The sequence below is a fragment of the Calothrix sp. UHCC 0171 genome, from assembly GCF_034931845.1.
Lineage (GTDB): Bacteria > Cyanobacteriota > Cyanobacteriia > Cyanobacteriales > Nostocaceae > Brunnivagina.
The window spans coordinates 24,099-34,841 of sequence record NZ_JAYGHN010000046.1; the positions used below are offsets into that span (position 1 = coordinate 24,099).

A 10,743-nucleotide genomic window follows, 5' to 3' on the forward strand; every position below is an offset into this window, starting at 1 on the left:
GTAACTTGAGTCGAAAATCGACTTTTTCCCACCCATTTCTCCATCAAATCCCAACTCAACGCAATATTCTCCCCCCGATCGCTGTCAAATAATTCCCGTATCCAACACAGCTTGCAACTCCGGTGATGGATTATTACTAGCAGGAGTAAGCAATTCCACGCGAGTTATTTCCCGCAAATTAACCCGATGTTCCTGCATGTTGCCTTTTTTCTGGAGGAAATCGATCGGGACGCATCCCAAAGGAAATTTGGAACAGTATTGGCTCGGTTAAAATATCGCTATTATTACCCACCCTAATACTCATTGTCCCCGATAAGTAAGGTGGACGATACTCCCAACTGGAAAATATTGTGGCATTCTCAAACCCATTCTCAAAACCTGCTACTGGACGCAAAATAATCCCAAACGGACTGGTTCCATTGTGACGATTTTCCCAACGTTCCCACAGATGAGTGGGAGAAACAACCTCAGATTTTGCTTCTTCGGAAGCATGAACCCACAGCAATTCCAACATCGCATTATGGAAAAAGAAGCGACGATTGGCTGTACCTTGACCGGGATGGGTATTCGATGTTCCCTCCACCAATCCAAATGCTATCAATTCCTCAGCTTCCGGGGCACCAATTTCGGTCAAAATAAATAAATGGTCTAATTCAAATGGGATAGCTGCAATTTCCATAGCTTGCGAAGTAAATTTCTATTTTTTTATCGATCGCGAACTTGATAGCAAAGCTCGACAAAACTATCTCCATAAGTTGTCGCTGACAGTAACTTGAGTGGAGGTGTGATAATTTTTCTTGGTAATAAAGGTGCCCCACTACCAAGAGTCACCGATGCCACCGTCACAATTATCTCATCCAGCAAACCGCGATCGTAAAATTGACCAACTAAATCGCCCCCACCAACAATCCAAATATTTTTATCACCTGCTGCTGCAACCATTTCTTGATGTACTGGTTGTACATCTCCCTTCACAAATCTAATATCCGCTCCTTCAATGGTAGGTAAATTGCGATAAGAAAAAACCCAAGTAGGCTGTTCGTACATCCATTTTTGTGGCTTTTCGGCATCTTCGTTAATATGGTGAGCCAAAATCCATTCGTAGGTAGTCGAACCCATAACGATCGCCCCAACTTCTCGAAGGAAATTACCATAGCTACCCCCTTCCATCTCACCAAATTGAAATAGCCAATCGAGGGAATTGCGATCGTCGGCAATAAATCCATCCAAACTCGTTGCAGTATAATACTGAGTTTTCATAACTACGCGAAAGATGTCATGATTATGTCAACAAATCAATTGTTCTACCCATTATATTCTCACTGTAACTAACACTGTAACTAACGAGTATATATAATTGCGCCATCGCTGCGGTTCCTCAAAATCGCTGGAATTTTCAGGAATCAAGAAAAAATCAATTGTAGCGATACAAATGCCTTTTTAAAATAAAAATTATTTTTGTGGATAATCGCAATTAATTATGTTCCACATTTAGCCATTGCTGCTTGTAATAGCTCAACGTCCACATCCCACCAATCTTCTAATTTAACTAAGCTGGAATACAATCGATTATCGCCGATTTCCAGTGCTGCTTCTACAGATAATTTTCCCACACAACCACTTTCTAGTTCTGCAATCAACGGTTTAATAACTCGTTCATCTTTTCTAATCGCTAAACCCAATAATGCTTCTCCGCGAATTTCAGCAATTGTGTCATCTTCATCGTCTCCGATTTCGGAAATGATACGCTCATATAAAGCATCTCGAATTTCCGGGGTATCGACTGCTATTTGCGAACCTAAGCCAAAAGTTGCCCAATTTCTTACATCTGCATCTACGTCACCTGATAATTTAATTAATACTTGAATTGCTGATTCATCTTCCTGACAACTCAAACCGAAAACAACACCCATTCGCACATCACAATCGATATGATTTTTGAATTTAATTAATGGTAAAATTCCCCTGTCATCTTGCAAATGTCCGAAAGCATAACCAATAGCAGCCAAAACACTTGCATCTTTCTCATGGGAGAGTAACTCTAATAAAATATCTCCGCGATCGCGACTACGAAATTTACCCTTTGTAGTTCCTAATTGGGCAATAATATTGACTCCCAAAGTTCTGTCCTTGGTATTTCCGTTCGCGCACAAATTTGACGCTGCTGTAAATTCTTCATCTCCACCACGGACTTGTAAAATATATACTAAATCCCAATAAATATCTTCATCTTCTGTTATTAAAGCAGTTTGAATTATTTCTTGAGTGCTGCTTTCGTTTGGTATTAAGTTTTCCACTTGGTTTAGTTCAGACATAAAATATTATTTTAGAACTGGAGGTAACTACTATGGAAATTAGCGATGAAGAGAGGAAGCAACTCGAACACTTAGAACAAGAATTATGGGACTCAGATATTGACAACAAGCATCTTCAAGAATTGCTAGCAGCAGATTTTTTTGAATTTGGACGTTCTGGACGTGTTTGGTATCGAAAAGACACGATTGCAACAGTACCTCAGAAAAAAGATACCATTTTTCCCTTGCCAGAATTCCACATTCGTCTGCTTGACGAAAATATTGTCCAAGTCACCTATGATAGTGCATTCACTTATGATGGTGTTGTCGAACACACCCATAGAAGCTCGATTTGGTCGCGAACAACTAATGGTTGGGAACTTCGGTTTCATCAGGGAACACCTTTTTCTCTCTGATTATAAAAATGATTCAAGCACCTGAAATATTCACCACACCAAAGCTTATTTTACGTCGTTCTTGCCTTGAGGATGCAGAGGCTATTTTCGAGTATGCGAGCGACCCTCAAGTAATACACTACATGGATTATCGCCCTCGTACAGACATTAACGATGTGATTAAATCTATTACAAATCATCCTGTACTTTGGAACCAAAATAAAGAATTTACTTGGATTATCACTGTTAAACCTGATGACCGAGCAATTGGGACGATCGCTTGTTGCATAGAAGGACACATGGCAGATTTTGGCTATTTACTCAATCGCAAGTATTGGGGAAACGGATACGCAACAGAAGCAGGAAATACTTTGGTCAACTGGTTAATGAGCATTCCAGAAATTTACCGAGTTTGGGCAACTTGTGATACAAAAAATCTCGCATCAGCAAGGGTTTTAGAGAAAATTGGTTTAGTGCGTGAGGGAATTTTACGTTCTCATACAATTCGCCCCAATATCTCACCAATTCCAAGGGATGCATTTATTTATGCGAAGGTACGTTAAACCATTGAGCCTTACATTTCGACAACTTGAGAAGGAATATGCACTGGCTATCCTTAACTGGCGCTATACTTCCCCATATGACTACTACAACTTTGATGCCGATACTGTTCAAGAGGACTTGCGCTATCTGCTTGACGTGAAAAACGCCTTTTGCGCGATCTTGAACCTGCAAGGAGAACTAGAAGGCTATTGCTCTTTCGGATCAGATGGTCAAGTGCCAGGTGGAGACTACAGCGCTGAAGCCCTTGACATTGGTATGGGCATACGACCAGATTTAGTCGGTCAGGGACGTGGAAAGCAGTATGCCCAGGCTGTAGCAAGGTATGGGGCGAAGCAATATGGGGCGCAGCAGTTGCGGGTAACGATAGCGGAATTCAACAAGCGGGCACAACGGGTGTGGGAGCAGTTAGGATTTGAGCCGGTGGAGAAGTTTATCAAAATCGGTAGTGGAGAAAAATTTGTGGTTATGACTTGTGCAGTGTAGATAGTTGGTTTTATATTTACTGCTGCGCTTACAGCACTTCCGGTAGCTATGAGGTACACACTCAAAGCTGAAAAATACGGGTAGGAAAGGAGCAAGGAAAAAATTGTATTGTGTAATAGCCGAAAGTGCTGTGATGAGTAAGCGCGGTCTAACAACCATGGTGCAGAGGATTATTGCTATCTGCTGATGGAGTTGCAGAATTCTTAGCAACTACTGACCACAACCGTTACCAATTTTCAAAATAAATTACGATCGCCTCTGGCGCTTCGCGCGATCGCGTAGCATCTCCTTCAGAATAAATTACCCTAAAGAGTGATATCTACCCTACTCTAGCCCTCTTTATTCATGCAGCACGAGATATCCCAGCTATTTTTGAGGAAGAATAATAGGGAATAGCGATCGCATTCCCCAAAATCATCTTCCCCCAGGATTAGCAGATGGAGGTGGCATCCAAGCACCACTACCTGCAAATCGCACATCGCGATCAAAACGACTATGAAAAGTATGTAAGGTCGAAAAACTTTCCATCAAACTAATTCTCCAACCCAGAACTGGAGTTTTTTCACAAGCTGGTTTAGTAATCGTTACACCCAAGCAAGTATCATTCCAAGTTACCAAGTCAGCCCAATGTAAACGAAAATTACTCGCTGGTTTCCCCGTTTGTACAGTTGCAGTTTTAATTGCTTCCTCGATGAGATAGGAAGGAACACTTTTAGGTGCATCAAATTCAAATCCATTCTTAGTTGCATAATATACCCATTTTTGTTTAGGGGAGGAAAGCAAAACTTTCCAACCAAATGTGTGATTCGCAACAGGGACAGTTCCCGTTATCGGTCTTGAAGGTCCATTTCCACCAGTACCCGACCATTGGACGTTTTGAATTTGCTCGATTTTCCAAACATAAGGCTGAGTTTGGGAACGTTTCGCAGCATCAGCTAAGATATCTGCATTGAATTTCTGGGGGATATTTCCCACACTCGCAACTAAATCCAGTTCTACTATCTTTCCATCTAAATCGCTACGATATAACCATTGCGATGGTTTCCCTTCGCCCGATTTCTCTTTAGTGAGTTTGATTAACCATCCTGGGGTTTTGGTTGAATTACAGCGTTGTTCAGTTTTGGGAAGTTCCAAGCAATAATTTTGCCATACTCGTGGCTCGACCGATACAACTTGTACTTTTCCAATCTGTTGTTCGTTGAGTCGGTTGACATCACTTATTACTTGTTGCTTCACTGACTGAGGTAAACTTTGCAACCAATTTATGCGAAGGTTATTACTTAGGTTTTGGGGGAAAACTACGTGATATAACCAACTTTGCTTACCTGCATTAATTCTTATAGCCCAGCCTTTGTGAGCAATTTTGTTGCATTTCTCATTCTTGGCTGGCAAATTCAAGCAACTATCAAATCTTTTTGATTCTATCTGCCCCACCTGGACATTCGCCAGTTTCACATTTAACCTTTTCGCCATATCTTGACGCACCTGTAAAACTAAAGATTGAGGTATACCAGATGCTTGTGACGAAGATTGAATTTGAGCCAATTTGCTAGGATTGGCAGCAGAAGTATAGGGATGTTGATCAGGAACAGCCAGCATCAAACTGCTTGCTATCGTCCAAATAATCACTTTCTGCGTCATAGAATATATCCAGATGAGCGTAACTTAGATGACGTAGGCTAGATAGACTTAGTTGCTGTTGATGTTTAAATTCAGTATTCTGATATTTTATTTTTTTGGGAATTGCTTGTAATTTCCAAAGCGACAAAAACTCCTTAACTTTTATTTCGCAAATATTCCTCATACTCAATCTGAAATTCTCGTGATTGTTGAAAATCAATAGACCGTAACGAAAGCTCTGCAACAACATCATCCTTTTCAGTTTGAGCTAAAGTAATAATTCCCGGTTTTTGAGGAATACAAAACTCATTATGGTCATGATAAGTAATCGTCACAATTGTACCTAACGAATCCCCATGTATTGATTTGATAGTACTCCACATCCAACGCTGTTGATTTGTTTCTTCTTGATTTCCCCATTCTCTGGATATACTAAAATCTCCTGGGAACCTGGGTTCTGGATACAAATTAACCTGTTTTAGATGGATGTGAACTGGTCGAAAGAGGAAGTTTAAATAAGCTCCATAAGCCATATCTCCCGTTCGCTCGAAAGTACGCAGTAATTTATCATGATGTTTTTCTAGTAATATTTGCCAATTTTCCTCTACGTGGCTTTCAATGTATTTACCAATGGCAAAAATATCATCGTTCTTATTTTCTGCGAAAAATTCTAACAATGATTGCATTGTTGATAACCTTCCAATTCAGTCGATTCTTAATTGTGACGCATCATCAATAGAAAATATTGTAAAAAAATGACCTCATCTGGACAACAAAATATGACAAGGGTGTGAACCTCTCTGTTTGAGGTAGGTTGTGGGGTTACAACCGACAAAACTACGGAAGTCATGAATAAAATGAGCTTGGTCAAAATAACCACAAATTAAAGCAATATCGTTCCAATCAACACATGTTTTTTCTGCCAAAAGAAGAAGGACAAACCGCAATCGTTGAATACGACAAAATGACTTGGGAGTTAATCCGACAAAATTACAAAATAATTGCCCAAAATAGCGGTTACTAATCCCAATTTTATTGGTTACTTCCTGAACTGTTGGTATGGGTAACTTTTGAAAATCACGCAATCCAAAACCAACAATTGTATGCGGCTCCTGTGGTTGCATCATCCTGAGAAGAAAATGTTCTAAAACTAGAAAGCGAGTTTTTATTGTGGGAGCTTTTAATAGTTTTTCTCGTAATTGTTCGACATGAAAACTCCATAACTCCTCCAACGATATGACTTGATTGTGTAATTCTCTAGCGGGAATTTGAAAAAATGGAACACTACCACCTGGTTGAAAACGTATACCCATCACCGATATCTGACTGTGGTTGTCAATTATGAGGCTTTGAGACTGAATTCCACATAATCTCATGCTGCTTGTGCTACCACACTGTTCCTGACTAGTGCGATCAAACAGAGGTATGGTATCGGAATCAAAGTTTATAACCAATTCCATCGCTCCAATCGGTAGCAATTTTACCCTGGGAGAAGATATTTCATTACCCTCGCTCGACCAGAAAAATTTCACGAACTGGGATAGGGGAAATCTGGGAACAAAAGTATGGTAAATCGTTGTTCGAGTCATATCTATCCATCTCAATGAAAAACAAAAAAGAACTAAGTGATTACTAGGTAAAATCTTGCGATTGCCTCGCCCCAAAATTCATCGTTTGGTTCCATCAAGGATATTGCACCTGCTGCGATCGCTTGCTGACCAAACCAAGTACGTCCAACTTTTTCAGATGTAATCCTATCGAGCAAATAATGCAGCCACCAAAATTTTTGCGACTTAATATTTGGTATAAAAAACGAATAATACGGGAAGAAATACTGACTAGGGCAACAAGCGATCGATATCCTTTGACTGATGGAGAATCCTAATTACCTCAATCCCATCATCAACCTTGGTATAAAAGACAATGTAAGGTTTTACAGGAAAACTTCTGATTTGCTTCCCCAAATCATCACGTATTTGCCCCATATCTGGAAATTGAGCTAACATTGGCAAGCGGTTTAAAATATTCCCAATCTGCTTATCTGCGGCAATTTGATTATTTTCAGCAAGATAGACCCAAATATCCTCCAAATCTTGCTCTGCGAGTTGGGAGATTTTATAACGATTCATTGAGCTTGGTTTTGGTTAAGTCTGCGTTGTCCTTTTTCTTTAATTGTTTGCAGCAAGCTTGGTAACGATTCATCATCGTACTCGCTATATTGACCATTTTCTAACTGTTGCAAACCCAAGTGAATATCGCGCTGCAATGCTTCCCGTTTGAGTTTGCGTACCTCCGCTTCCGATGCTTCTAAGCGTCGCACCATCTCTTGAAAGCTGCTTGCATCTTGAATTACTATCTCCGCTTTACCATTAACAGTAAGCACCACTGGTGATTTTGTCGCTTTAATCTGCTCGATAAACTGTTTAACATTGCGTTTGAAATCCGTGAGCGGATAGATATTTTCTAGATTAATCATATAATTTAGTATGTAATTCAGTCCTAATTTAGCATTTTAATAAATTTCAATTTGAGATGTCGCTCAAAAATTAACAGCGATGCTCTAAGGGAACCACTACGCGATTGCTTTACCCGGATTTCTCACCACATCTCTCAAAGCCTTATAAAAGCTGTTTCGCACTGCGACAAAATTATTACCCATCAAAAAGGCTCGAAACACCCTCTGGCTAAGGATTACGAGATAGGCGATCGTAATACTTGTGAGAAATGCGGGTTTAAACCATCATGCGATCGCGAAGCTATTCCAATTGAATATCGCGCTGCTTGGTTAGCTCCAAGGGAACATCGGGGATGATGGACGTAAAATTATAGAAGAACAAATCATCGCTTTTCTCTAATCTTATGGCTACAGATGAACTTCTTCCAATACTCAAAAGCTTATCTCGTGCAGATAAGTTAAAAATAATAGACATCTCCGAAAATACGTAAAGCCTCTCCTCAACTGGATTTTAGTAGGCAATTGTAGATTGCAAGGATTACACCAGCTTAACGTCTGGCGTTGCAAATTCATGGGATGATTTAGCTTAATTTTGAACCAAATACTAATAGTTTCAGCCTCTAGTTCATCCCGCATTTATGCAACGCCTAACGTCAGAATAGTAGTTTGAGATATTTTCTGTTGGAAATACCGATCAACTCCCACGAAGCTACTCATAAACTTAACCAACTACTCGAATCGGATCGAACAAACCAAGATGCGTGACGCTCGACAATTTAATTTTAACGAGGGATTTGATACCTTTGGCGTACCTGACGCGCTACCTCAATTACCATTATTCGTGACAACTACCCGCAAATCGCAAATCTCTATCAAATCTAATTCTCTAAACCAGAACCGGAATTTTGCCACAAGCAGGTTTATTAATGGTCACACCCAAACAAATATCATCCCCAGTTACCCAATCAGGGTATTTCCTAACTAACAACTCAAAATTAAGCATCAGCTTACAGTTACACTATATCATCTCATGCAGCTAGATTTTAGAGAATTGTATCCTGTTCTTTTCTTGGCAATTGATGATTAAAGACCTATGGCATAATATCATCAAGTTTAAGTTGTAAATTGGGAAATAAATAAGAGTTAACCATATCTCCCAAACGGTATTGTTGTTGCTGATAAATACCGTTAACTAATTGACATACTGTAAAGGTCGGTTGCTTTGGACTTCCGATAAATTGCAAACCACCCAAACCGCGAAAGTCGATAATCCAATATTCTGGGATTTCCAGAAAAGCGTATTCTTCAACCTTTCTGGCATAATCATCTTGCCAATTTGTACTGACAACTTCAGCAACAAGCTTAATAGTCTTGCCATTACAGATAATAGGTTCCTTTTGCCAAAGTGGCTCTTGGTTTAGCTTTATTTTATCTAAAACAATTACATCTGGACGTAATGCTGTCGCTTCTGCTGCGGGTGGCTTAATTAAGCAAGTCTTGGGAATCAACCAGTTAAAATCAGCACGAATAATCTCAGTATAAATTCTACCTGCAATACTTCCTGAAACCTCTTCGTGAGGACCAGTTGGTTCCATGTCCCGTAATTCTCCGTCAATAAGTTCGTAACGAGGATTATCCCCATAATTAGCGATAAATTCTTCAAAAGTCAGAAGTCTCGGTGGGGTATAATAGGTCATACTTCAGCGAATAGCAAGAGATGGTTTTATTCTAGCGAAATCTAACGGATTCTAATTGGATTATTTGCACCACTACCACTTACCGACCAAACTCACTCTTGAGCCGTTATGCAAGATTCTGGAGGAGTCGCTACGCGATGGCGGCAGCCACTCCTACGGAGTATCGCAATTATCCATCACCAGACAAATTAGTTCAAAGTATGGTCAATTGGGTGTTTGAAATGCTGTAATTCTGCCTTAATAAGCCAGGAATCAATGAGTCGATAGATGTGGTCTATGGTTTCGTGAGAATAGCCATTTGCCAACATCCAGGCTTCAAAAGGGTTTCCGTTTGCCGAAATCTGTCGCCACATTTCATCAAATTGCGATTCGCTAATACCGCCAGCCATGAAAAAATCAACCTGGTTCCAGGGAATTACACCATCAGCCATAAGTTGTATTAAAGACCTTTGGTTTTCTTGCACCAATTGTTCTAAAAAATTACGAACCTCTCTTTGACGCTCGGAAGCTAAACGGTAGTTATCCATCTGCTGATCGATCTGGATTTGAACCCGATTAATACCCCCATTGGTCAACCAACTCCTCATGTCATCGATTGCACTGGAAGTCATCTTCCATCGATCCCTTTGCAGTAGAGCGATCGCACCCTCAAAACTTCGACGCATAGCATCGCGCCAATCATCACGGTCTAAATACTCTATCAGTGCCATAGCTCAGGGTTTTTAAGAAAAAAAGTGCTTTGACCTTTCTCAATTATAAGTTGCAGTTTCTACATCCCCAACCAAGATTGACTCGCAAAGGGTGTATTCCTTCTCCAACGGATTTTGCCCACATCTATGTTAATGGCGATACTCCGTAGGAGTGGCTGCCGCCATCGCATCCCTCAACAAAAGCCAAAATCCTTACATAATAAGCTTTTAACCACATTATCATTTCGGATAATGTGGACAACTCAACATCAACATTATCCCAGTCTATGGTTTGCCGAGCATAGGATATCACCTACGCAATAAAAGGGTTTTCGTCATCCAACGAGCATAGGATAGCATTCACGGAAAATTAGGACTTTTAGACAAAGTAGAGCATAGGAAAGCAAGACACAAAAACAATGCTTTCAGAGATTAACTAGCATCGGAGCAAAGGAGGACGACTTGCTATTGCAGAGGATTAAAATTGGGGTAAGATTGGGGTAGGCAAAATTTGTGAAGCGTGAAAATACTGAAAAATAGGGATTT

16 protein-coding genes are annotated in these 10,743 nt (G+C 40.1%); 5 read left to right on the top strand and 11 right to left on the bottom strand.

Features of this window, described 5'->3' with window-relative positions; translation table 11 throughout:
- Positions 1-178: 178 nt before the first annotated feature.
- The 3 genes from VB733_RS23735 to VB733_RS23745 all read right to left on the bottom strand — a co-directional run bounded on the left by VB733_RS23735 (position 179) and on the right by VB733_RS23745 (position 2,315).
- A complete protein-coding gene (locus tag VB733_RS23735; protein WP_323342521.1) occupies positions 179-679 on the bottom strand; it encodes a hypothetical protein in 501 nt (166 codons plus the stop codon).
- 26 nt (positions 680-705) lie between these two features.
- Positions 706-1,260, bottom strand: coding sequence for a dihydrofolate reductase family protein (locus VB733_RS23740; protein WP_323342522.1), 555 nt, complete (start codon positions 1,258-1,260; stop codon positions 706-708).
- Positions 1,261-1,478: 218 nt separating this feature from the next.
- Positions 1,479-2,315: a HEAT repeat domain-containing protein gene (locus tag VB733_RS23745; protein WP_323342523.1), complete on the bottom strand. Its 837-nt coding sequence runs from the start codon at positions 2,313-2,315 to the stop codon at positions 1,479-1,481.
- Positions 2,316-2,347: 32 nt separating this feature from the next.
- Here VB733_RS23745 and VB733_RS23750 point away from each other — a divergent pair, with 32 nt between their 5' ends.
- The 3 genes from VB733_RS23750 to VB733_RS23760 are packed head-to-tail and all read left to right on the top strand — an operon-like array spanning position 2,348 to position 3,736.
- Entirely contained in the window at positions 2,348-2,710 is a 363-nt protein-coding gene (locus tag VB733_RS23750) for a DUF4440 domain-containing protein (protein WP_323342524.1), read from the top strand.
- Positions 2,711-2,718: 8 nt separating this feature from the next.
- Positions 2,719-3,252, top strand: coding sequence for a GNAT family N-acetyltransferase (locus VB733_RS23755; protein ID WP_323342525.1), 534 nt, complete (start codon positions 2,719-2,721; stop codon positions 3,250-3,252).
- Positions 3,236-3,736 carry a GNAT family N-acetyltransferase gene (locus VB733_RS23760; protein ID WP_323342526.1) on the top strand — a complete coding sequence of 167 codons (501 nt, stop codon included), beginning with the start codon at positions 3,236-3,238 and terminating at the stop codon, positions 3,734-3,736. Before VB733_RS23755 ends, VB733_RS23760 begins: the two co-directional genes overlap by 17 nt.
- A 414-nt stretch (positions 3,737-4,150) precedes the next feature.
- Here VB733_RS23760 and VB733_RS23765 read toward each other — a convergent pair whose 3' ends face one another.
- The 6 genes from VB733_RS23765 to VB733_RS23790 all read right to left on the bottom strand — a co-directional run bounded on the left by VB733_RS23765 (position 4,151) and on the right by VB733_RS23790 (position 7,832).
- Positions 4,151-5,377 (bottom strand): hypothetical protein, encoded by a 1,227-nt coding sequence (locus VB733_RS23765; protein ID WP_323342527.1) that lies wholly within the window; start codon positions 5,375-5,377, stop codon positions 4,151-4,153.
- A gap of 134 nt (positions 5,378-5,511) precedes the next feature.
- Positions 5,512-6,042, bottom strand: coding sequence for a DUF6022 family protein (locus VB733_RS23770; RefSeq protein ID WP_323342528.1), 531 nt, complete (start codon positions 6,040-6,042; stop codon positions 5,512-5,514).
- Positions 6,043-6,117: 75 nt separating this feature from the next.
- Complete coding sequence (locus tag VB733_RS23775; protein WP_323342529.1) at positions 6,118-6,945, bottom strand: helix-turn-helix domain-containing protein; 828 nt, start codon at positions 6,943-6,945, stop codon at positions 6,118-6,120.
- A 32-nt stretch (positions 6,946-6,977) separates the two neighbouring features.
- On the bottom strand, positions 6,978-7,121 hold the full coding sequence (locus VB733_RS23780) for a hypothetical protein (protein ID WP_323342530.1): 144 nt from the start codon (positions 7,119-7,121) through the stop codon (positions 6,978-6,980).
- Positions 7,122-7,194: 73 nt separating this feature from the next.
- A complete protein-coding gene (locus VB733_RS23785) occupies positions 7,195-7,485 on the bottom strand; it encodes a type II toxin-antitoxin system RelE/ParE family toxin (RefSeq protein WP_323342531.1) in 291 nt (96 codons plus the stop codon).
- Entirely contained in the window at positions 7,482-7,832 is a 351-nt protein-coding gene (locus VB733_RS23790; protein WP_323342532.1) for a type II toxin-antitoxin system Phd/YefM family antitoxin, read from the bottom strand. The genes VB733_RS23785 and VB733_RS23790 overlap by 4 nt, the downstream gene beginning before the upstream one ends.
- Before the next feature lie 51 nt (positions 7,833-7,883).
- On the opposite strand from VB733_RS23790, the gene VB733_RS23795 reads away from it, so the two are divergent.
- Positions 7,884-8,168: a hypothetical protein gene (locus VB733_RS23795; RefSeq protein ID WP_323342533.1), complete on the top strand. Its 285-nt coding sequence runs from the start codon at positions 7,884-7,886 to the stop codon at positions 8,166-8,168.
- A 400-nt stretch (positions 8,169-8,568) separates the two neighbouring features.
- Positions 8,569-8,796, top strand: coding sequence for a hypothetical protein (locus tag VB733_RS23800; protein ID WP_323342534.1), 228 nt, complete (start codon positions 8,569-8,571; stop codon positions 8,794-8,796).
- Positions 8,797-8,902: 106 nt separating this feature from the next.
- On the opposite strand, the gene VB733_RS23805 is transcribed toward VB733_RS23800, so the two are convergent.
- Positions 8,903-9,508: a Uma2 family endonuclease gene (locus VB733_RS23805; RefSeq protein ID WP_323342535.1), complete on the bottom strand. Its 606-nt coding sequence runs from the start codon at positions 9,506-9,508 to the stop codon at positions 8,903-8,905.
- A 188-nt stretch (positions 9,509-9,696) separates the two neighbouring features.
- Positions 9,697-10,218, bottom strand: coding sequence for a hypothetical protein (locus VB733_RS23810; protein ID WP_323342536.1), 522 nt, complete (start codon positions 10,216-10,218; stop codon positions 9,697-9,699).
- Positions 10,219-10,743: the final 525 nt, after the last annotated feature.

Excerpts from the sequence above, each read along its gene's own strand:
- VB733_RS23745 (WP_323342523.1), bottom strand. The coding sequence starts at position 2,315 with ATGTCTGAACTAAACCAAGTGGAAAACTTAATACCAAACGAAAGCAGC.
- VB733_RS23765 (WP_323342527.1), bottom strand. The coding sequence starts at position 5,377 with ATGACGCAGAAAGTGATTATTTGGACGATAGCAAGCAGTTTGATGCTG.
- VB733_RS23785 (WP_323342531.1), bottom strand. The coding sequence starts at position 7,485 with ATGAATCGTTATAAAATCTCCCAACTCGCAGAGCAAGATTTGGAGGAT.
- VB733_RS23760 (WP_323342526.1), top strand. The coding sequence starts at position 3,236 with ATGCGAAGGTACGTTAAACCATTGAGCCTTACATTTCGACAACTTGAG.
- VB733_RS23805 (WP_323342535.1), bottom strand. The coding sequence starts at position 9,508 with ATGACCTATTATACCCCACCGAGACTTCTGACTTTTGAAGAATTTATC.
- VB733_RS23735 (WP_323342521.1), bottom strand. The coding sequence starts at position 679 with ATGGAAATTGCAGCTATCCCATTTGAATTAGACCATTTATTTATTTTG.
- VB733_RS23800 (WP_323342534.1), top strand. The coding sequence starts at position 8,569 with ATGCGTGACGCTCGACAATTTAATTTTAACGAGGGATTTGATACCTTT.
- VB733_RS23775 (WP_323342529.1), bottom strand. The coding sequence starts at position 6,945 with ATGACTCGAACAACGATTTACCATACTTTTGTTCCCAGATTTCCCCTA.
- VB733_RS23810 (WP_323342536.1), bottom strand. The coding sequence starts at position 10,218 with ATGGCACTGATAGAGTATTTAGACCGTGATGATTGGCGCGATGCTATG.
- VB733_RS23740 (WP_323342522.1), bottom strand. The coding sequence starts at position 1,260 with ATGAAAACTCAGTATTATACTGCAACGAGTTTGGATGGATTTATTGCC.
- VB733_RS23750 (WP_323342524.1), top strand. The coding sequence starts at position 2,348 with ATGGAAATTAGCGATGAAGAGAGGAAGCAACTCGAACACTTAGAACAA.
- VB733_RS23755 (WP_323342525.1), top strand. The coding sequence starts at position 2,719 with ATGATTCAAGCACCTGAAATATTCACCACACCAAAGCTTATTTTACGT.
- VB733_RS23770 (WP_323342528.1), bottom strand. The coding sequence starts at position 6,042 with ATGCAATCATTGTTAGAATTTTTCGCAGAAAATAAGAACGATGATATT.
- VB733_RS23790 (WP_323342532.1), bottom strand. The coding sequence starts at position 7,832 with ATGATTAATCTAGAAAATATCTATCCGCTCACGGATTTCAAACGCAAT.